Source organism: Amycolatopsis sp. NPDC104863 (assembly GCF_055582965.1).
The window spans coordinates 17,947-38,133 of the sequence record NZ_JBVJOW010000008.1; the positions used below are offsets into that span (position 1 = coordinate 17,947).

At 67.6% G+C, this 20,187-nt stretch carries 15 protein-coding genes; 8 read left to right on the plus strand and 7 right to left on the minus strand.

From position 1 onward, the window contains the following. The first annotated feature begins 167 nt into the window (after nt 1-167). From ACZ63J_RS36265 to ACZ63J_RS36280, 4 genes are read left to right on the plus strand one after another with little or no spacing between them, the layout of a single operon-like run. A complete protein-coding gene (locus ACZ63J_RS36265; RefSeq protein ID WP_465407775.1) occupies nt 168-494 on the plus strand; it encodes a WhiB family transcriptional regulator in 327 nt (108 codons plus the stop codon). Then, complete coding sequence (locus ACZ63J_RS36270; RefSeq protein WP_465407777.1) at nt 491-820, plus strand: hypothetical protein; 330 nt, start codon at nt 491-493, stop codon at nt 818-820. The genes ACZ63J_RS36265 and ACZ63J_RS36270 overlap by 4 nt, the downstream gene beginning before the upstream one ends. Beyond that, nucleotides 817-1,509, plus strand: coding sequence for a hypothetical protein (locus ACZ63J_RS36275; RefSeq protein WP_465407778.1), 693 nt, complete (start codon nt 817-819; stop codon nt 1,507-1,509). The genes ACZ63J_RS36270 and ACZ63J_RS36275 overlap by 4 nt, the downstream gene beginning before the upstream one ends. Then, a complete protein-coding gene (locus ACZ63J_RS36280; protein ID WP_465407780.1) occupies nt 1,502-3,490 on the plus strand; it encodes a cell division protein FtsK in 1,989 nt (662 codons plus the stop codon). The genes ACZ63J_RS36275 and ACZ63J_RS36280 overlap by 8 nt, the downstream gene beginning before the upstream one ends. Before the next feature lie 469 nt (nt 3,491-3,959). Here the strand turns inward: ACZ63J_RS36280 and ACZ63J_RS36285 are convergent, their stop codons facing one another. The 5 genes from ACZ63J_RS36285 to ACZ63J_RS36305 all read right to left on the minus strand — a co-directional run bounded on the left by ACZ63J_RS36285 (nt 3,960) and on the right by ACZ63J_RS36305 (nt 10,350). Then, nucleotides 3,960-6,062 (minus strand): ATP-binding protein, encoded by a 2,103-nt coding sequence (locus ACZ63J_RS36285; protein WP_465407782.1) that lies wholly within the window; start codon nt 6,060-6,062, stop codon nt 3,960-3,962. A gap of 317 nt (nt 6,063-6,379) precedes the next feature. Next, nucleotides 6,380-7,396 carry a hypothetical protein gene (locus tag ACZ63J_RS36290; RefSeq protein ID WP_465407784.1) on the minus strand — a complete coding sequence of 339 codons (1,017 nt, stop codon included), beginning with the start codon at nt 7,394-7,396 and terminating at the stop codon, nt 6,380-6,382. A 389-nt stretch (nt 7,397-7,785) separates the two neighbouring features. Then, complete coding sequence (locus ACZ63J_RS36295; protein WP_465407786.1) at nt 7,786-8,898, minus strand: ImmA/IrrE family metallo-endopeptidase; 1,113 nt, start codon at nt 8,896-8,898, stop codon at nt 7,786-7,788. Beyond that, the gene (locus tag ACZ63J_RS36300; RefSeq protein ID WP_465407787.1) at nt 8,895-9,701 is read right to left on the minus strand and encodes a hypothetical protein; all 807 of its coding nucleotides are present in this window, start codon (nt 9,699-9,701) and stop codon (nt 8,895-8,897) included. Before ACZ63J_RS36300 ends, ACZ63J_RS36295 begins: the two co-directional genes overlap by 4 nt. Nucleotides 9,702-9,762: 61 nt before the next feature. Beyond that, entirely contained in the window at nt 9,763-10,350 is a 588-nt protein-coding gene (locus tag ACZ63J_RS36305; RefSeq protein WP_465407789.1) for a hypothetical protein, read from the minus strand. Nucleotides 10,351-10,594: 244 nt separating this feature from the next. Here ACZ63J_RS36305 and ACZ63J_RS36310 point away from each other — a divergent pair, with 244 nt between their 5' ends. Continuing rightward, complete coding sequence (locus ACZ63J_RS36310) at nt 10,595-14,950, plus strand: AAA domain-containing protein (protein ID WP_465407791.1); 4,356 nt, start codon at nt 10,595-10,597, stop codon at nt 14,948-14,950. Next, complete coding sequence (locus tag ACZ63J_RS36315) at nt 14,950-15,870, plus strand: hypothetical protein (RefSeq protein WP_465407793.1); 921 nt, start codon at nt 14,950-14,952, stop codon at nt 15,868-15,870. The genes ACZ63J_RS36310 and ACZ63J_RS36315 overlap by 1 nt, the downstream gene beginning before the upstream one ends. A 2-nt stretch (nt 15,871-15,872) precedes the next feature. Here ACZ63J_RS36315 and ACZ63J_RS36320 read toward each other — a convergent pair whose 3' ends face one another. After that, complete coding sequence (locus ACZ63J_RS36320; RefSeq protein ID WP_465407795.1) at nt 15,873-17,159, minus strand: AlbA family DNA-binding domain-containing protein; 1,287 nt, start codon at nt 17,157-17,159, stop codon at nt 15,873-15,875. Nucleotides 17,160-17,417: 258 nt separating this feature from the next. Next, a complete protein-coding gene (locus ACZ63J_RS36325) occupies nt 17,418-18,176 on the minus strand; it encodes an NlpC/P60 family protein (RefSeq protein WP_465407797.1) in 759 nt (252 codons plus the stop codon). A 192-nt stretch (nt 18,177-18,368) separates the two neighbouring features. Between ACZ63J_RS36325 and ACZ63J_RS36330 the strand changes: the two genes are divergently transcribed. Together ACZ63J_RS36330 and ACZ63J_RS36335 are read left to right on the plus strand one after the other, a co-directional pair. Further along, nucleotides 18,369-19,175, plus strand: a complete 807-nt coding sequence (locus ACZ63J_RS36330) for a hypothetical protein (RefSeq protein ID WP_465407799.1) — start codon at nt 18,369-18,371, stop codon at nt 19,173-19,175. A gap of 23 nt (nt 19,176-19,198) precedes the next feature. After that, nucleotides 19,199-19,474 (plus strand): hypothetical protein, encoded by a 276-nt coding sequence (locus ACZ63J_RS36335; protein ID WP_465407801.1) that lies wholly within the window; start codon nt 19,199-19,201, stop codon nt 19,472-19,474. The last annotated feature ends 713 nt before the right edge of the window (nt 19,475-20,187 follow it).

The window sequence follows — 20,187 nt, forward strand, 5'->3', positions numbered from 1 at the left end:
AAATCGACCTTTCACACCGTTCCCGAGTCCGCATGGATCCTCGGCGTCTCTCGCGCCGCGGTCAGTCGCGCGATCCGGATTGGCGCGTTGCGCGCCACTCGGTGCCGAGCGGGGCTGCGTGTCTGCTCAGCCGAGCTGACCAAAGCGCTTCAGGACGGAGGTGCGGCATGGACGACCTCTGGCTGATCGGCGTCGCGTGGCGGCTGGACCGTCTGCGCTGGGTGCCCACGGAGACCCTGGCCGACGTCGTGACCTGCGACGGCGCCTCGACGAACCCGCGCGAGGACGCTCCGCCGGACGCCCGGGACGATCGTGAGTTCGCGAAGCTGCTGTGCGGCGGCTGCCCGGTCCAAGACGAGTGCCTCGAACTGGAGCTCCGGACGTCCGGTGCCGAGACGGCCGGCGTCCGGGGCGCGATGACCGACGACGACCGGCGCGCGCTGCACTCCTACTGGCTGCGCCGCGGTGAGCGGATCGACCGGGGCTCCCGATGAACGGCCTCACCGTGACACCCACGCAGATCCTCGCCGGCGTCGGCGTGTTACTCGTGCTGCTCTGGGTCTGGCGGGCCGGTGCCCGCCGGGCGAAAGCGGCGGCCGAAGCCGCTCGGAGCGGCGCACGGCTCGTCTCACTGGTCGGCCGGGTGCTGTTCAACGCCGGGCTGATCGTCGCCGTCCAGTGGGTGGTGATCGCGCACCCGGGCCGGCCGTGGCTGCTCTTCGCCGTTCTCGGGCTGCCCGCGCTGTTCGCCTCCCATGCGCTGACCCGAGCGATGACGGTGACCACGGTCGACACCTCGAGGCGAGGTGGTCGGAGATGAACCGGGCCCAACGGCTCGCCAAGGACGCGGCGGATGCCGCGGAAGTGCGCGCCTACCAGACCGATCCGGACGTCGTCGCGCTGCGGATCGAGCGGGTGCGGCGGCAGGTCGACTGGATGTGCTGGTCCGGCATCGTGCTCGGGCTGGCCTTCACGATGACCAACGTCCAGGAGTTCGCGTCTTCGGGGACACGGCCGGGATCGCTGATGTGGCTGGCGGCGTGGGTGCTGGACCCGACCGTCTCGCTCGTCTTGCTGGCGATCCTGCGCGCCGAGCAGGTGACCGCGCGGTACCAGGTCCGCACCGGCGGCTGGGTGCGGCGGGCGAAGTGGTTCACGCTCGCGGCCACGTACGTCATGAACACCTGGACGTCGTTCATGGCCGGGGAACCGGCAGCGATCGTGCTGCACTCGGTGCCGCCGCTGGTCGTGTTCGTCGCCGTCGAAGCGATCACCGACCTGCGCGACAAGCTGACGGACGCCGTGCTCGTCGCCGCCGAACGGCGCCCCGACCAGCAGGAGCCGTCCGGCCGGCGGGTGCTGTTCGCCGACTACCTCGCGATCGCCCGGGAGAACTGGACATCGGAGGTCGACATCACGCCCGCTTGGGTGCGGCGAGCCACCGGCTGTTCGCGCGGGCTGTCGCCGCGGCTGGCGCGGGCACTCCGGGCGGAGGTGGCCGATGACTGACTCGTTGCCGGTCAAGGCCGACCCGGTGCTGGAAGGGGAGCTGATCGACGACACGTTGCCCCAGCCTCGGCGTCGAGAACGAACGGAACCCCGAAGGCAGCAGGCGGCCAAGGACTTCGTGGCCGCGGCAGTGCGCTCGCCGCTGCGGCTTCTCGGTGCAGTGTTCCGGGGAGCTCTGGCGGCGGGCAGGCTGTGGCGGCGCTGGGTGAGTGTGCGCGACTACCGCGAGGCGGCCGAGCAGGCCGAGAAGCTGGCGGACAAGTTCGCCGACATCCGCGCCCTGACGCTGTTCCGCTGGAAGGTGACCGGCGTGGTGCTGGCCGTGACCTCGATCGGGCTCGCGGTCCTCGACCTCCTCTACGGCGCTCTCGTCCTCTGGCTCGCCGGTGGTCTGGCCGCTGTGGTTCTCGCGCTCTTCGGACGTCGGAAGGAGGGCAGCCCGGGTCGCAAGGCGGCGTTGTCCGGCTCGCGGACGGCGACCTGGACGATGGATCCGGACGTCATGGTGGAGGCGTTCCGCGGGGCGAAGCTGATCGGCAAGGACGAGACGTTGCGCCTGGTCGAACGGGCGACGCGAGTGAGTGGCGGCTGGGCGCTGACGGTCGACCTGCCGGCGACGCGCAAAGCCACGGACGTGATCAAGAACCGGGACGCGCTGGCGTCCGCGCTCGCCGTCGACGAGGTTCAGCTGATCGTGGACCGTGTCCGTGGTGCGGGCGGCCACGCCGGACGTGTCGCGCTGTGGGTCGCGGACTGCGATCCGTACTCGACGCCGGCTGTCCGGACGCCGTTGCTGAACGTCTCGCGGTGGGACGCCTGGCAGCCGTTGCCCTTCGGCCGGGACGCGCGCGGGCGGCGGGTCGATCTCCCCGTCGTGGGGACGTCGCTCCTGGTGGCGGCGATCCCGAGGCAGGGCAAGACGTTCGCGGCGAGGCTGGCTGCCGCGGGGTTGATCCTCGACCCGTACGTGCGGTTGTACGTCGCCGACTTCAAGGCGGGAAAGGACTGGGCCGCGGCCGCACAGGTCGCCCACCGTTTTGTGGCCGGTGACGAACCGGAGCACGTCCTGGAGCTGCTGGACTGGCTGCGCGAGCTGATCACCGAGGTGCAGGGACGGTACCGGCGGATGCGCGACCTGGACGACGTCGTGTGCCCGGAGTCGAAGGTGACACCGGCGATTTCGCGTGATCCGGCGCTGAAAATGCCGATCACGGCGGTGTTCATCGACGAGGTCCAGGTCCCGCTGGAGGACCGCACACCGGTCAAGGACGGCGACCGGCGGTTGCCGGCGGGGGAGTGCGTCGGGGAGGCACTGACGTGGCTGGCGAAGAAGGGCCCGGCGGCGGGGATCGTGCTGGCGCTGGCGACGCAGCGGCCGGACTCCCAGACGATCCCGTCAGGGTTGCGGGCGGTGCTGGGCACGCGGTTCGCGTTGCGGGTGATGGATTGGCGGGACAGCAACATCGTGCTGGGGGACCAGATGAACACGAGGGGATTCGACAGCAGCCGATTGCTGGCTTCGCACAAGGGAGTTGGGATCCTGCGTCCGGACGGTGACGTGGATGAGGTCGCGTTGACGGTGCGCACGGACTACATGCCGAACGAGGACTGGCAGGCGATCTGCCGTCGAGGTCGAGATTTGCGCCGGACGGCAGGCACGTTGAGCGGCCATGCGGCGGGTGAGGTTCAGCTGCTGGAGGAATCGGTCGGTCTGACCGGCAGTTGCTCGAATGACGCGACGGCCCGGCTTCTTCAGGCGGTCATCGACTATCTCGGCAACGAACTGGAGTCTGGAGGCAGGGAGTTCGTTCCTACCGCTGAGCTGGTCGAAGTACTGAACATCGACGCGAAGGCGTTTGCCCAGGCGATGTCCGAAGTGGGCTGCCGGCCGACGCGGTACCGGGTGCAGGGAGAGCACGGCGGAACGCAGCAGGTCCGTGGGTATTTGACCGCTGACATCAGGCGCGCGGTTGAACAGTAGGGCCGGGCCGTCGATGTGAGTTCGAATCACCGGCGCGGTTCCGTCCAGAACCCAACGGCTCGAAAAGGCTTGTGAGCTGAGGTTTCTGGTGTAGCGACGATCGAGCGGAACCGGAGAGGTGCTGAGTCGTGAGGTCCATCAACTCGAAGAGTGATGAGCTATCACTATGGGTGTAACATGCCCGCACAACGTTGGTGCGTGTTGCAGGTGACTGTTGCGCCGTGCCCCCCCCCGCTGGTCTTGCTGCTGGCGGTCGAGCTGTTGAACAGGTCGTTGAAGCAACGGTCTCGCGAGACTGCCTCCGAGACCGCTGGTGTGCTGCCAGAAGGATGGTCAGCCTTTCGAGGCGAAGGCGGACGACGAGACTTCGATGTCAGTTCAGCAGATTATGAACTCGCCGTGAACGTGTCGTCGCCGCCTCGACTTTCGAGTGCGGTAAACCGGTCGTGCTCGGGCAGGCGTCCGCTGTTCAACTCGAGCCTTGTTGTTGATTGGTCCGAAGGGATTCCATCTTGGCTCGGATTTCCGCAGCGCGTCGGGATGATCCGTATTCGCTGAAGATCACGACTGCTTCGCTCCAGTAATCGATCGCTTCGGCGGTCTGGCCCAAGTGGAGCAGGGACTGGGCCAGTGTGTCGAGTGGCTCGGCCACGTTGAGGTCGAGATTCATGTCGAAGCGCCGACCGAGGTCGATCGCCTCACGACACAGTTCGATAGCCTGCTCATGGCAGTCCAGTCCCTGCTTCGCGCGTCCGATCTTGTGGAGGCCGCCGACTTCGCCGTCGGTGTCACCTACTCGTCGGCGAATGGCCAGGTCGCGTTCGCCGCAGGTCAGTGCCTGCTGATAGTCGCCAAGGCCATGGAATGCGGTGCTGAGGTTGCCGAAGACAACGGCCTCGAGACGTCCGCTGTCGGACCCCTGCACCAAGGGGAGAGCTTTCTGCAGATACTGCAAAGACTCTCGATAAAGTTGGCGTCTGTGAAAGAGGAGGCCCAGGCCGTTTAAGCCAAAAGCTTCGTATAGACGATGATCGATGTCGCGGGCAATGGCTACGCCTGTGTGGTAGTCGGCGAGTGCGTCATCCCACTGCTGGAGGAACATGAAGCCCTCACCACGATAAAAGTGGAACAAGCACTCTGCAGGACGATCGCCGCATCGCTGCGCGGCCGACAGGCCGACCTTGACGGCGTCGAGCCACTCGCGGCGGTGGCCGCGTGCGCTCAGGAACCCGATGCTGTCGGTGATCAAGACAGCAAGGGCGTTCAGTTCGTGCGCTGCCGCTTGGTGCAATGCGGCCAGCAGATTGTTCCGCTCGGTCTCGAGCCAGGCGAACGCGGACGTTCGGTCCGCAAATGTCGGTGTGGTGGGCGAAATCCGTGGCGTTTTCGGAAGCCGGCTGAAGCCCGGGAACACCAGCCCATCACAGGCCTTCGCCGTGTGCGCGTACCAGTTGATCAGTGCCTTTATGACGTCGTCGCGCTCCGCGGAGTCCGCTTGCTGATGGGCTTTTTCGGCGGCGTAGGAGTGTAGCAAGTCGTGGAAACGGTAGCGGTCTCCGCTGCCGGGTTCGAGCAGGTGGACGGATGTGAGGTGTCGCAAGAGCCGACGGGTGCCGGAGAGGTCCAATCCGGCGATCGTGGCTGCGGCGTGCAGGCTGAAGTCTGGGCCCACGTGCAGACCGAGACGCCGGAATAGCCGGGCCTCCCCGTGGGGCAGTCGCTCGTACGACCAGTCGAAGACGGAGCGTATCCGTGCTCGTTCGTCATTGTCCCAGCTCAGCGCATCCAGACGGTACCGGTTGTCCGTCAGCTCGGCGACAACATCCGCGACGCTAGTCGCCGTCATCGCCGACACCCTGCTTGCTGCGATGCGCAATGCCAGCGGCAACCGCGCGCATAGCCGGACCAGTTCATGGATGGCTTTGGGCTCGGCGACGCCGCGCTGGGAGTCGATGATGTCCTGCACCAAAGCCACCGATTCGCCGGGGGAGAGAAGATCGAGGGTGAGGCGTGTGGCGGACTCGGTCACGACCAGGCCGGTGAGGCTTTCCCGGCTGGTCACTACTACTACGCACCCCGCTGCTCCTGGTAGGAGCGGACGAACCTGCTCGGCACCGTTGGCGTTATCCAGGATGATGAGCATTTTCCGGCCGGCAAGCAGTGATCGATAGCGGGCGGCGAGTGCGTCGACGCTCTGCGGCATCGCGTCGGCCCTGACGCCCAGAGCACGCAGGAAGCTGTCGAGAACCTCTGCTGGCAGTGCTGGCTCAGCCGGGCCGTAGCCTCGGAGGTTCATGTACAAAGTGCCGTCCGCGAAGCGGTGCTGCACACGATGGGCCCAGTGAACTGCGAGCGCTGTCTTCCCGATTCCCGCCGCGCCGTCGACAGCCGAGATGACGACGGCCGGTGAGGTACCTGCGTCCGCTCCCTGGTCGATCAGCTTGTCCAGCGCAGCCAGTTGATCTGCGCGACCTGTGAACTTACGGATTGACAACGGCAGCTGACGAGGCACCTCGGTGTGGACCGAGTCGTCGCTGCTGCTGTCCTTCCCCGGAGGAGCGCTACCGGACACACTCCAAGTGTGCGGGGATTCGCTCCGGGGACTTCATCCCGATCCGGACTTCACCCACATGGAGCAGAAGCGGTGTTGAGCAGCTGACGTGGACGTGACTGGCGCACGCGGATCTGCTCGCGCTCACCGCGCGAAGAGCTGGTGGGCGGCGGCCGCCGCCGATCCGGGCCTGCAAACCCGTCTTCACCGCCGACGAGCTTCGCGGCACCTCGACCGGCTACGGCAACCGGCTCAGCCCGCCGGCGCACGCGAAGTTGCTGCGTGAAGCGGGCTTCGCCGAAGTCGGAACGTCTGGCAGTCCGGCGACGACTACGTCCTCACGGCGCTCCGGTGACACCGGCCGACGGGTTCCAGGGCACGTTTTCGACCTGTCCGGTCCAGTGCATCTTCACCGCGGGATCGCGGTGGGTGCCCTGGTACCCGAGGAGGGCGAGCTGGAGGTAGTGCCGGGACAGGTACCACGCGTCGTACCACTCCGCTCTCGTGAACTTCGGTTTCGTGCGGGTCGGGTGCATGACCCCGTTGCGCATGCGCGTTCGAACTTCTGGGCCGTCGCCCACCGCGAGGTCGGTGTGCTTCGGGACGACTGACGCCAGCTCGGGGAGACTTTTCGGCAGGTCCGGGTCGATCGAGTGCAGGGCCAGCAGTTCGCGCATGGACTCGGATGCCTTCAGGTGCTTGTAGCTCCGTGAGCTATGGGCTTGACGATTTTCGACGAGTTCCGACCAGGCCAGCAGTTCCAGCCCGGACTGTGCAGACGTGACAGCGATTTCGAGTGGATTTGGGTCATTCGCGTCGATCAGGTAATAGATGGCCCGCTGAACGACTTCCTGCTTCAGCGGATCGACCCAGGTCTTCGCGATGCATTCGAAAAGTTCCTGGAGTTGTTCAGGATGGTGGCTGTCGACGAGTCCATGCGAATTGCGCCACGGAGAGACGAGCGGAGAGCCCCATTTCGACCAGACCGGCCCGCCCGCGGCATCGTACGCCACCGGCAGGATGGGCGTGGTCCAGCGACCGCAAGCGAGACTCAGTACGTGTCGCAGGATGTGGACGACGTCTTGAAGGCTCCCGGCGTCGAAAACTGAGCCGTCATCTCGTTCGATGCGGCCGATGTGCGTTGCTGCGTGCCCGCCGTTCTCCTTCAAGTCTCGTTCGGTTTCCCGGTGATCCTCGGGAGCGTCGAGCGTCACCTTCCACCCGGCACCAGTAAGAACGGTCCGGCCCGCGTACCACGAGGATTTGGCGCGTAATGTACCGGCGACCAGCATGGCCGGCAGGTTCGCCAAGAGGAAGGTCGCGTGTGTTAGGTCTCCGGCGTCCGGATTGCCCACGACAGTTCTCGGTTGCGGCCCGCGTCCCGTCCAGCGGGCATCGTCCTGCTTGAGAGTGGCATTCGGGGTACCTGGGAAGGAGGGGGGTTCCCCGGGACCGTTATGCGGATCTCCTCGAGCGCCAGGTGTCCGGTCGCAGGGTCGAAGCCGATGTCGAATTCAGGGGACCCGGCGGACCACTGCATCATCGGCGACGGACTCCATCGCAGGGAGACGGCACCTTCGGCTTTGAACGGCCGGGTGCCGGACTGCCCGTCGAGCGCGCCACGATAGACGACCACTTCGCCTCGAGGCGTTTCGGCGGAGTAGAAATGTGCTGTCGGAGGCGAAGCGGAGGGCGGCACGGCGGCGGAATCGGCCATGTCGTCTATGATGCCCCTGACGTCCAGCTAGTTTCGGGACAACGCTTCGACTCCCCGATCGGGCTGTGGTGCACGGGCCGTGATCGTCCGGAAGAGACTCAGCGGCGCCTGGCACTCCGACGCCAGTGCGAGCTCGTCGACATCGGCTTCGGCCTTGAGGAGTTCGATGGCCCGGGGCAGCAGTGACGGTTGCTCGAGGAGCGGCATCGGGCCCGGTTCACGGCGTCGCCAGCCGCGATTGGACACAGTGGTCATCGCGTTCCGGTAGGTCACATCGCTCATCACCTTGAGGCTGCGTGCCCGATACAGCAAGGCTTGCAGGCTGATGTTCCAATGCTGCTTGAGCTGGCCAAGCCGGCGCCAGTCCGCGTTCGTGGGCAGCTCGTCCGCGATTTCCTCGGCCGGCGTGAGGAATTCGGCGGCGAACCGGTGAGCCTGGTCTTCGACTGCGCGGCTGCCCGGCTCAGCGTCGAGGTGCATGACGAGGTGCCCGAGCTCGTGGGCGACGTCGAAGCGCTGGCGGTAGTAGTCGTCCTTCGCCGGGTTAAGGATGACGATCGGCCGCAGCGGCGTGTCGAACGAGTACGCGTCGACGCTCGCGTTGCCGAGTGGGCTGAACACCACGAGGCAGCCGTGGTTCTCGGCCAGCCTGACCAGGTGGCCGACCGGGCCCGGCGGAAGGTTCCACTGCTTCCGGAGTAGCCGTGCGGCTTCTTCCGGCGCGTCGCTCGCCGGTGCGTCGACGGCGACGGGGTGGCTGGGCAGGTTCCGCTCGGGGAACTCGGCGTGGCGTTCGATCGTCGTGGCGACGTCGACGGCCATGCACCCGTACGCGTGAGCCTGGTCCCGGGAGATCTGGCTGGTGGACCGCAGGGACCGGAAGTGCGGCGCAGTCGTTGCGGTGGGCAGCTCGTGCGCGCGCGTGAGGAAGAAGTCCGGGCTCACGTCGAGAGCGAGGGCCAGTGCGGCGACGGTGGCCGCCGCGGGGCGCTTGAGCCCGCTCTCGTAGGCCGCGACGGCGGTCGGTGTCTTGTGGACGCGGTCTGCCAGGCCGTTCTTGCGCAGGCCCGCCAGCTGGCGCGCTAAAGTCAGGCGTCCGCCGTCGAAGAAGGTGGCGACGTCGCCCAGCCGATCACTCATGCCTCACCAATAGCACGGGGACCGTCGTGGTCGCGCGCCGGGCGACGGACACGCACGTCGGCGTCCGCCACGGTGCCGCCGCCCGGCTCGGACGGGCTCGCGGGTCGCCGGGACGCGGTGCTTCCTCCATTCGGGCCGTTCCCGGCCGCCAGTTCGGTCCGCCAGACCCAGGCGTCGCCGTGGTCGAGGTTCCAGCGGATGCGCCCGAAGGACAGCTCAACTTCGGCGGTCGTCGGGTCCATCGCGTGGGCTAGCACCAGGGTGCGCCGGAGCTCCCTCTGCTCGTCGGGCAGGTCGCCGAGAGGTGGGAGACCGGGCAGGCCGGAGAGGGGGAACAGTCCGCCGTCTTCTTCGGCGTGGGGTTGCTTCGCGACCAGCTGTTTGGTCTCGCTGCGCTCGGTCCAGGCGATCTTGTCGACCTGGCCGAACTCATAGGACGCGAGCAGCCACCGCCAGCCGGCGACGAACCAGCCAGGCGACCCGTTGAGATCACGACGCACGACGGTTCCGGCCGGCAGCAGTGGCATGCTCCGCGAGTCGCGGTCGGCGATGCCGTCGGCGAGCACGTCACGGCCGACCGAGTCCTGACCGGGCGGGACGGCGAAGTCGCCGCATTGGAAGACGCGGTCGAGACGGTCGACGAGGTAGATGTGAGCGTTGAACCCGATCCAGGACTGCTTGTGCCCGCTCGCCGGGTTGTAGTCCTCGCGCAACTGGCCGTACGCCGACCGGTGCGCCCACGCGATCCCGTCGAGCACGCCGCGGCCGCGGAGGGCCGTGAGGACGTCGTCTTCCTCGCTCATAGGGTCGTAATCTACGCGAAGGCAGTAATTGACGCGTGGAAGTGAACCGCTCGGCGTGTCGTCAAGCGTCTTGCTGCGGGCGCGCGGGGCGCCTTTTCCGACGCTTTAGTGCAACGCCCGAGCCAGTCAGCTGCTTCGTGGTGCGTAAACCTCTCGCTTGTCGTGAAGCTCGTCGCCGTCGGTTCGGGAGATGGCGTTTCACCAGGAAATGTGCCTCGATGGCGTGCGGCCACGTGCTGACGCCGGCGACGGTCGCGATCGTGAGCTCCAAAGCGCGGGCCGAGTTGAAGACAGTCGTGCCCGCGACCGCCTGCACGAGGGTCATCAGAAGGCCGAGCGCTCCGATCGCCAGAATTTTTCTCAACAGGAGTCCGACCTGTCTGCGGACGTCGGCGGGCAGGCGTCCGATGTCCGCGAGCAGCCCGACGATGAGGATCAGCACCGGCGGGACGCAAACGATTGCCAGCGAGAGGGCGAACAGCGGATCGCCGTTGTCGATGCCTCCGGCGACCGCCACGACGAGCACGATGCCGACCATGAAGCCGGTCAATCCGCGGTGGTGCCGGCGGAACCGCTGCAGGTTCCGGTCGCCCCAGTCGGGCGTTCTCAGCCGGAGCATGGCGGACGTCTTGCGTCGTGAACGGATCATGGGCGAGGCGGCAACCTTCCGCGGATCGGGCAGACATGGGGAAACAAGCTCCCGGCACCACCCGCATCCAGGTCGTGTGCAAGTCGTCCGGTGCGGTGGTTCCACGCTTGAACCGGCTACCGATCGTGCCTGCCGGTAGTACATTCCGGGCCCGTTTCCGATCTTGCCTTGATCTGGCGGCCGACGCTGCCGGATTCTGGCTTACTGCCCGTCGAGAGGGGACGGGTGTGGCGATGGGGACTGGATGCGTCCGAACGACCCGAACGTCCGCCGTGAGGCGACCAAGCTGGTGGAGTACCTCCGTGACATGGCGGCGACCACCAAGGCCGACACCTGCGATCTCGAGGACTTCGAAGACAAGTGGTGGCTCGCGGCGCTGCCCGGGGGTGTCGTACCCCTGACGCAGCCGGGCTCCGACGGCGGGTTCCTCGCCGTCGATCAGATTCCGTTGCCTGTCCCTCCCGCGCTCCCGCCGCAGCTGGCCGGCCACGTCCCGCCCCGGCAGTGGGCGGACCACGAGGTCCCCGAGCCTGACGTACCGGCCTTCCTGGCCGACTGGATGGAGACCGACGACCCGCTCGTCGCCGTCTACCGCGCGGCGCTGGCCGAACGCACCGCCTGGCTGGCCCAGATCGAGGCCGAGCAGCCGCGTCGTGACCTGTACGAAAGGTTCCGCGAGATCGCTGAGCAGCTCGCGAACCAGGACGACGAGTTCGAGCTCGTCCTCTGCGCCGGCCTCGTATGCGGCACGGACGACGCCGGCCGTCGTGTCCGGCGCCATTTGCTGGTCAGGCGGTTGTTCGCCCGGGTGGACGAGCGCTACTCCGGGGTGACCGTCGGCGCCGACGAGAACGCGGTCCTGGTGATGGAGGACCGCCGGTTCCTGGTTCCGGCGCTGGGGCAGCGGCTGGGGCAGGTCGACGACATCCGGGGTGACGTCGAAAACTCGGACCTACTGCCCACCGACGAGGGCACCGGGAAGTGGCTCGCCGACTGGAGCCGACGGTTGCTGCCGGACTCGCTGCCCTACAGCGAGGAGACGCGGCCACCGGACGGCGATCGCGAGGGGAAGCTGACGGTGTCGGCCGCCCCGGCGATCGTGCTCCGCCGACGGGATCGCACCAGCGTCGCCGGCTTCCTCGACGATGTGCTGGGCAAACTGCGTGATCCCGCGGTCGTGGTGCCGCAGGCGCTGGTCCAGATCCTCCGCGACCTGACCCCGGCTGAACAGGAAGCGTGGCTGACGGCGGCGGGCGGAAAGGGCAAGACGCTCAGCGCCGATCCGCTCTTCTCCCGCGAGCACAACTGGGAGCAGAGGCTGGTTCTCGACCGGGTGCGGCAGGACAACGGAGCTGTTGTCCAGGGCCCGCCGGGGACCGGCAAAACCCACACCATCGCAAACTTCCTGACCGCGATGCTGGCCGAGGGGATGCGGGTGCTGGTCGTCAGCCAGCGCGAGCAGCCACTGCGCGTGCTGCGCGGGAAGCTGCCCCCGGACATGCAGAACCTGTGCGTCTCCCTCGCCGGGGCAAAGGAAGGCAAAGGGGACCTGGAGGCAAGCGTCCGGGCGATGTCGGAGTACGTCAGCGGCACGGACGCCGGCCAAGCGCGCGAGCGCGTCGACGAAGCGCACGAGCGGTGGACCGTGGCCCGGAAGCGAGTGGCGGACGCCGAGGCCGGCCTCGCACACGCGCGCGAAGCCGAGCACATTTACCATCCACCCGTCTCCGACGGGTACGACGGGCGGCTGGCGAAGATCGCCTCGCTGGTTCACCAGCGGCGCGACGGCTTCGAGTGGTTCCCACCACTGAGCGTGGATTCACCTGTGCACTGCCCGCTCACCTCGGCGGAGCTCGCCGAGCTGCGCGCGTTGATCCAGGCGCATCCCGGAGGCCCGGTGCGAGCGGCCGAATTCCTCCCGCCGCGCGCGCAGATCGACGCGGTGGTGCAGGCCGCGCGGCTGTTCGGCGAACTGGTCCCGCCCGAGGTCGGAGAGGAAGCTCGCGATCTGGCGGACCGCTGCGGCGTCGTGGACTCCGCCGAACTGAGCCGATGGCTCGGTGCACTGGACCGGATGGCCGAGATCGTCCGGCACCTCCACCAGCGCGCCGCCGTTCCGGGCGGCCGGCGATGGCTCGAGGGCGCCGTCAATGACTTGCTCGCCGGCACCAACCTGAGTGCCTGGCAAGACGTCATGGCCGGACCCGCCGTGGCGGAAGGTCTTTCGACGCGGTCCCGGAACCCGTTGCTGATGGACGTGCAGTTCCCCGAGCACGACAAGCCGGCCCTGCGGGACCTCCGGGACCAGGCAGCGGTCCTGCTCCACGGGCTGCGCAACCGCCAGGCTGTCCGTTCTCCCTGGCTCCGGCGGTTGACCGGCCTCGGCCGAGGCACGCAGGCGGTGCGGGAACGGTGCGCGTACCGGCACCGTGAACCGTTGACCGAAGAAGGCGCCGCCGCGGTCCACGACGTCCTGGACATCGTGGTGAGCCTCACCGAGGTTGAGCACGCGTGGAGCTTCGTCGCGGAGATCCCGGAGCCGGCGACCCGCGCTTCTGACCGCCTCCGCTGGCTGAGCGAGGCCGAAGGCGCCCTTCCGGTGCTGCGAGAGCTCGGCCAGCTCACCTCGGGGCTGCGGAACGCTCTCGGCCAACGTGGCATCCTCGCGGTCTTGACGACGCACGAGCAGTGGCTGAGCTTCCGGGACGCGACAGCCCTCGCCCGGCACCGCATCGAGGCCGCCCCGCACGATGCCTATCTCGCGCAACTGGGCACTTGGCTGGCCGAGACCGCCGTGTTGCCGGACGCCGTACCGGAGCTGCGGGCTCTCTCGGACGCTCTGGAGCGTCGAGACGGCCCGGGGTTCGGCATCGCCGTCGCCGCGGTCGAGAAGGCGCGGCGGACCATCGAGTCTCAGCAGCGGTTGCTGCAGCTGCGCACCCCGCTGGCGGAGGGGCACGGGCAACTCTTGAAGTCGCTGGAAACGACTTCGCATGACGAAGCGTGGGCAGAGTGGCTGCTTTCGGTCGACGGGGCCTGGGCGTGGGCGGTCGCCGACCGGTTTCTGCGTGCCCGGCACCAGCCGGGACTGGACGACGAGAGGGAGACCGACCTGGCCGACGCCAAGGCTCAGCTGCTCACCGCGACGGCGGAGCTCGCGACGGCCAAGGCCTGGGCGCACTGCCTGGAGAGGATGACGGGAGGGGAGAATCGCGGGCTGAAGTCCTTCGAATTCTTCTCGAAGCGGCAGCACGGCAAGGGCGGGCACGCCGGGCAGCACCGGAAGTCCGCGCGATCGGCGATGAATGCCGCCAAGGCGGCTGTGCCGGCCTGGGTGATGACCATCGGCCAGGTCGCGGAGCTGCTGCCCGCGCAGGCCAACAGCTTCGACGTCGTCATCGTCGACGAGGCGAGTCAGGCGGAACCGACTGCCTTGTTCCTGCTGTGGCTCGCGCCGCGGGTCATCGTGGTCGGCGACGACAAGCAGTGCACGCCGTTCTCCAGTCCGCGGCTGCTGGAGGGAGTCAGCGAGCGGCTGCGAGCCGACTTCCCGGACCTGCCCCCGCACGTGCGCGAGATGCTCCTTCCGACCGGGAACCTGTACAACATCCTGAGCAGCGCGTTTCCTGCCGTCATCCGGTTGAGGGAGCACTTCCGGTGCATGCCGGAGATCATCGCCTGGCCCTCTAAGCAGTTCTACGACGGACACCTGGTACCCCTTCGGCAGCACGGCGCCGACCGGTTGGAGCCGGTCCTGGTCGAGGTCGTCGCCGACGGCCGTACCACTGGATCGTCGGAGAACCTGACCAACCGCCCGGAGGCCGAGCGGGTCATCGAGATCCTGGACCGCTGTCTGAAGGACCCGGCCTATGCGGGCAAGTCGTTCGGGATCGTCACCCTGCAGAGCGCCCGCCAGATCGAAATGATCCGCGGCATCCTCGGGAAGCGGATCGGGGTGTCCGAGATCGAAAGCCGGGACATCCGGGTCGGTGACGCCAAGAACTTCCAAGGTGACGAACGGGACGTCATGCTGGTCGCGACCGTGGCCGCCGGCCGGGTGCGGGCCATTCGCAGCGACCAACGGTACGAGCAGCGGCTGAACGTCGCGGTGAGCCGGGCGAAGGATCAGCTCTGGATCATCACCTCCCTCGGCCCCGAGCTGGACAGCGACGACATCCGCCACCGCATGCTGAGCGCCTACGGAGAACCGGAAGTGCTCGAACGCCGGGAGCTCGACCCCGCCCGGATCCCGCCCGCCCGCCGTGTCGATCCGTTCCGGTCGCTGTTCGTGCAGCAGGTGTACCTGCGCGTCCGGGCTCGCGGCCACGACGCCGACGTCGGGGTGGACATCGGCGGGCGTGAGCTCGACATCGTCGTGCGCCTGCGGAACCGGTCCGTCGCCGTGCTGTGCGACGAATACACCGGGCTCCCACCTGAACGCCGCCGGAAGGCCGACGAGGCTTTGCGCGAACTGCGCCGGGCGGGCTGGCCGTTCTGCCGGGTCGCGCACAGCCAGTTCGTCCTGAACCCTGACGAGGCGATGGCCCCCGTCTGGCGCACCTTGGCCGAGCCCGAGGTGCAACCGGGAGAGGAGCAGTAGTGGAGCCGATCGACGAGCAGACCCTGGTCGCGGTCGCGGAGCTCATCTGCGCGGACGGCAAGCAGTACTACCGGAGCGTGAAGGGGCTCGTCGGGTTCTTCGGGCGGGCCGGCTGGGACGTGGGTGTTTACGACGGCGAGAGCCGGAAGGCGTGGACGATCGCTCAGCTGCTGGGCCGTCGTGATGATGCCGCTGCCATCGAACAGGTGCTGAAGCGGATGGCCGATCCCCGCGAGTACCAGCAGGACCGGGAGTCCGCCGACGAGGTGCTCGAAGCCCTCAACCACCTCCTGGAGGTCGAGAACCTGCACGTCGAACTCGACGCCGATCTGCGTCCGGTTGTGCGGACCGGGCGTGCGGCGGCGCGGGACTTGCCGGTGGACATCAGCCGGCAGAAGCTGCAGTACTCGATCAGCGAGATCGTCACGGACCAGCGACTGGTGGCCGTTCTCGAGCAGCGAGTGGTCGAGGTCGAGCGGTGCCGGGCGACCGGCTGCCACCTGGCTGCGATGATCCTGCTGGGCAGTTTGCTCGAGGGTCTGCTGCTCGACGCCGCGGAGAATCGGCCGATCCCCGCGACCATCTGGGACGAGCCGGAGGCGAAGGCCGAGAACATCCGGCCGGCCAACCGGGCCGACAAGCTTTCGCTCCAGTCGTTGATCTATGTCGCGCACCGTCTCAAGTGGATAGACACAGACGCCTACCGCATCGCCAGCGCGGTGCGTGATTTCCGCAATCTGGTGCATCCCAACGCGCAGCGCAAGCTCGATCGTTCGCCGGACGAGGACACGGTGGACATGTACTGGCCGGTGTTCGTCGGTACCGCCAACGACCTCGGCCGTACCCGGCCGGGTGAACGCAGGAAGCCTCCGTCAGGGGGCGGTCCCGGGCCGTGGGGGAGCCGGAGCCGGTCCAGCTGAGTTCAGCCGGGAATGGACGAACTGCGGAGGCCGAACTGCTGGTCGACGTCGTCGGCGAGCTGGCGGGTGGCCGCGCGCAGGGCGTCGACGTTGTCGTCGGCCGAGAACTGGCCCTCCACGGGCAACATCCTGCGGACCCCTCTCGAACCGGCAACCTGATGAAAGGCGGACGACGGTAACCCGCCCCCGCCCAGCCGGTTGTCGACCGCCACCAAAGGCCGGCCGGCGTGCTTGAGCAAGACCTGAGCTCGTACCAGGATCGCTCCGGCCCCGCCGAGCGTGCGAACGTGCGCCGCCGCCAGCGCGACTGCCTCGGCCAGCAAGGCGTCGACCAGGCGGTAAGGCAGGCGCCAAAATGTGGAGTTCTCCGCGGGAATGAACTTTCCCGGTGCGATCGCCAGCACGACGGCCCCGTCGTCGTGGAGTTCCGCAGCGGCCCAGTCGACCAGCTCATGCGGACTTGTCGCGAGGTGGTCCGATCGGATGACCCACCTTCTCAACCCGCTCCGTGGATTGAGAAGCGCGTCGGCCGGAAGCTGGTGGAGCACCTCCTGCGGATGGAAGCCCGGACCCATGATCTCTTTGGCCAGATCGTGCGAGTTCCGCAGGATCTCGACCATCTGGTTGCGCTCCGGGCGGCCGAGAGAGGGTGGCATCGGTGTGGCGGGGCGCATCGCGACGGAAACCCAGATCGGCTGGCGCTGGTCGAGATCGGGTTTCAGGCCCTCGATCAGCGTGACCAGCGCCTTCCGATCATCGGCTCGGCGAGCGAAGCGGTCACGGTACGCCCGCTCGATCAAGTTCTCGGTCATCCAGCGGGTGTCGGTCCCGTCCCGGTAAGGAACACCCATCTCGTTCTTCTCGCCGACCACGTGCGGCGCGTTGGGACTCAGCGGCACCGACACCACGATCAACCCCTGCTCGCCGTTCTCGTCGTCGAGCGCCTCGATCAGAAGCCCGTCGACCAGCGGCCGGATGCGGCCGTAGGCCAGCGCACGCAACCGCTGGCGCTCTCGCTCGCCGTTGGCCACCGGGATGAGCTTCGTCGCACGCTCGTTCTCCTCGGCGACGCCGAACACGATCAGACCGCCGCGGGTGTTCGCCAGCATCGCGACGTCCTTGGCGAACTCCCAGCGCTTCTTCTCGACGTCCGCGGGCAGCGCCTGCTTCCAGTCCAGGTCGATCGCCTCGGCGACACCGGCGTCGACCGCCTGGACCACCATGGCGTGCGTCAGCGGGGCCGGGGTGAGCCCGAGTTCCGCGTGGATCCGCGACCACATGATCGGCATCGGGTGACTTTACCCGGGCCGGCCCGTCGAATCGGCGCCGGTTTGGACGTAGTTCGCGCAGCTGCCCGGAATCCCGTCAGGAGAGACGCTGCGCTTCTTCGCCGGGCACGGACGGGCCCGTTTCGTCGCAGTTCTACGCGTTCCGCGGCAACAGGGGGGCGTCGGAACCGGCCGGCCGAGCTGAACGCGGCAGACTGACCCTGGCGGTTGCCCTCACCACAGGGTTCGTCCGGTGGTGAGGGGCAACCGGAGCCGAGATCAGGCGACGGTCAGCCAGCCCGCGTAGGGCCGGGTCGCACTCCGGTCGTCGATCGTCAGGATGTGGACGCTGTGGTCGCCGCGCTCTCCGGTCGACACGGCGGTGCCGTCCCCTAGTGACAACGCTACGTGACCATATTTGTTGTCGGACGTGCCCCACCAGTAGACCAGGGCTCCGACTGGCGGCGTCCCGGTCGTGTGGAGGTTGTCCCGATGGGCCTCGGCGAAAGCGGCGGCGTCGCCGGGGCCGATGTCGACCCCCGCGGCCAGGTACGCGTCGTGGACGAACAGCTGGCACCATTCGTCGTCATTGTTCGTTCCCAGCTGACCGAGGGCCCAGCCGATGGCCGTGCTCGCCGCGTCGCACTGGCCGATGCCCGGCGTGAACTGGTTCGCTGCCGCGGTGCCGGAGACGTACGCGTCAGGGAGCCACGGCATGTGTGCGATGTCGAGCGGCGGCAGCGAGACCTTGTCGAAGACGTGGTTGGAGTGCGGGCCGACGGCCTCGCCGGACCAGCCCTGGCACATGATGCTCACCGGAGCGTTCTCGTTCAGGCGATTACCGCTCATCACGGCGTTCGTCGAAGGCCCGGTCAGCAGCTGGGCGCCGTTGCCGTCCGGCGTGCTGACGGTGAACCCGTCGGCCTGCGCAGGCGCGGCGAACACGATGGCGCACGCCGCGCAGCCCGACGTGATGGCCACCTTCGCCGCGCGGCGGCGGCTCTTCCCGTGGCGGGCCGGCTTCCTGGTGGACTTCATCGGATCTCTCCTTGCTCGGGAACCTCTGGACCGGTCGAATGCCCGCCCGGCAGGTGTCCCATGTGTCCCGCGGCTGTCCTTTTTGTCCAGCGGGACATGTCTTGAGCTGGGACAACGGTGGCCTCAGGGAGCTCTGGGCGTTCGGACTGGACAAGATGTGTCATCGCGGACACCGCGGGGCACATCACGGACATGAAGGAACCCGACGAGGGCGAAGACACGGTGTTGAAGCTTCGCGCGAGCATCGCCAAGTTGTTCGACAAGAGCGGAATCACGGTACGGACCTTCAAGGAAGAGCGCATCGACAAAAACGTCGTTTCCGACCTGCGGAAGGAGGACGACTCGCTACCGAACGGCAGCAAGCTGCGGAAGGTGTTGAAGGCCGGGGTGGCTCGGGGGAGGATCGCCCAGGACGAGGCCGATGCACTGCTTGCTCGCCACGGCAAGTTGTCGGCCACATCGAACGGCGTACGCTCGGCGGTTCCGGCCGGTGGGGGCTCCGGGGAGCGATCAACCCCGTCTTGGGTGCCCTTCGCGGTGCTCGCCGGTGCCGTCGCACTGGTCGTCTTCCTGGTCGTGATCACCCGGCAGGAGGTTGCGCCGCCGTACACGCCGACAGCGATGGTGACTGTCCGCAATCAGCTGGCGATCGGGCCGAGCGGGCTGGCGCCGGACCCCGCCGGTCCGGCCTACCTGTCGACGAAGGACGCTCCCTCGTGCGCGAAAGCGGTGCCGTCGTGCCGGGTCCCGGACTCCGACCTGCTCCCCGGGCAACAGTTGCCGGCCGACTGCGAAAAGCACAACGGCACCCCCATGGTCAACTACAACCTGACCGAGCGGGTGTCGCCCGAAGGCGCGAACCCGGAGCGGTTCAGCTCCACGCTCTGGTACCACGTGCACGACCAGGGCGGCCGCGGCGGTTTCGTCTCGGTGATCTACCTCGACAAAGCCGACCGGGATGGGCACCAGCTCCCGGAGTGCTCGGCAACGGCCGGATGATGGCCGTGATCACGAGCGGGCTCATGGCTGACACTGTCGAGGAGCGCTTGCTCGAGGTCCCGTTCGTTCGCGACTGCGGTGTCGTGATGCTCGACAGCACCGGCGAGTGGGACCGGCTGGGTGTCTGCGTCGTGGTCGACCACCCCAGCAAACTCGACGAGATCCGGGCTGTGCTGGCCTCGTTCGAGCCGACGTTCGCGAAGGCCGGATTCGTCTCGTCGGTGCCCAGGACAGCGTTGGGTAAGCCGATCCGGACTAAGATTTGGCACATGCTGACCGAGCCCGGCACCCAGGAGTGAACTGCTGTGCGCGTGGGGTGACATAACGAAGTCCAGCTTGGTCGGCGGCGTCTCGGCTCCGGATGCGTTCGTCGCCGATGCGCGTCAAGATCAGGCAGGCGTTGGTGAAGAGGCTTAGGGGCCCGACTTCCCCGGTGAGTAGTCCAGGCCGATTGCCGCCGAGAACGAGCGAACCTCTCCTGCTCAGGGCAACGAGGCCGTGCGCGAGTGAACTCTTGTTCTGGCGAATCGATTGCATGCCTTGAGTTGTGGCGTCACCGGAGATGTTGATGTCTTCGAGCTCGAAGCGACCGGCGCAGGAGTCTTGCTCAGCTCCTGCTCGAACGATACTCGTTGCTGCCTTCGCCTGCCCGCGGTGCCCTGGCGTGAAGTGCTGCGGTTGGTCGTCGTTTCGGTTGTGGTCGATTCGGCACAGCGCCGATACTCACGATGAAGACGCCGCCGAGGTCGAGGCGGCCAATGGTGATCGTGCAGTCCGAGATGACACGACCGAGGTCGCTTCGTCGCAGACCTGCGTCTGAGGTCGAATGAGGAGCGTCCGGGCCACGGTGCCGTTGCACTGCTCGCCTGAGAGACCGTCCAGCCTGAAGCCGACAGCGGCGATTCCTTGTACCTGAGCACCTCGCACGGAGATCGACGCCGCTCGTGAACGCTTGGCACCGATTCAGCTTGCCAGTCGTCAGAGAGCAGGAGGCGAACGTGCTGGTCCGGCC

Excerpts from the sequence above, each read along its gene's own strand:
- ACZ63J_RS36270 (WP_465407777.1), top strand. The coding sequence starts at position 491 with ATGAACGGCCTCACCGTGACACCCACGCAGATCCTCGCCGGCGTCGGC.
- ACZ63J_RS36275 (WP_465407778.1), top strand. The coding sequence starts at position 817 with ATGAACCGGGCCCAACGGCTCGCCAAGGACGCGGCGGATGCCGCGGAA.
- ACZ63J_RS36265 (WP_465407775.1), top strand. The coding sequence starts at position 168 with ATGGACGACCTCTGGCTGATCGGCGTCGCGTGGCGGCTGGACCGTCTG.
- ACZ63J_RS36335 (WP_465407801.1), top strand. The coding sequence starts at position 19,199 with ATGGCTGACACTGTCGAGGAGCGCTTGCTCGAGGTCCCGTTCGTTCGC.
- ACZ63J_RS36310 (WP_465407791.1), top strand. The coding sequence starts at position 10,595 with ATGCGTCCGAACGACCCGAACGTCCGCCGTGAGGCGACCAAGCTGGTG.
- ACZ63J_RS36295 (WP_465407786.1), bottom strand. The coding sequence starts at position 8,898 with ATGAGTGATCGGCTGGGCGACGTCGCCACCTTCTTCGACGGCGGACGC.
- ACZ63J_RS36280 (WP_465407780.1), top strand. The coding sequence starts at position 1,502 with ATGACTGACTCGTTGCCGGTCAAGGCCGACCCGGTGCTGGAAGGGGAG.
- ACZ63J_RS36300 (WP_465407787.1), bottom strand. The coding sequence starts at position 9,701 with ATGAGCGAGGAAGACGACGTCCTCACGGCCCTCCGCGGCCGCGGCGTG.
- ACZ63J_RS36325 (WP_465407797.1), bottom strand. The coding sequence starts at position 18,176 with ATGAAGTCCACCAGGAAGCCGGCCCGCCACGGGAAGAGCCGCCGCCGC.
- ACZ63J_RS36330 (WP_465407799.1), top strand. The coding sequence starts at position 18,369 with ATGAAGGAACCCGACGAGGGCGAAGACACGGTGTTGAAGCTTCGCGCG.
- ACZ63J_RS36305 (WP_465407789.1), bottom strand. The coding sequence starts at position 10,350 with ATGATCCGTTCACGACGCAAGACGTCCGCCATGCTCCGGCTGAGAACG.
- ACZ63J_RS36320 (WP_465407795.1), bottom strand. The coding sequence starts at position 17,159 with ATGCCGATCATGTGGTCGCGGATCCACGCGGAACTCGGGCTCACCCCG.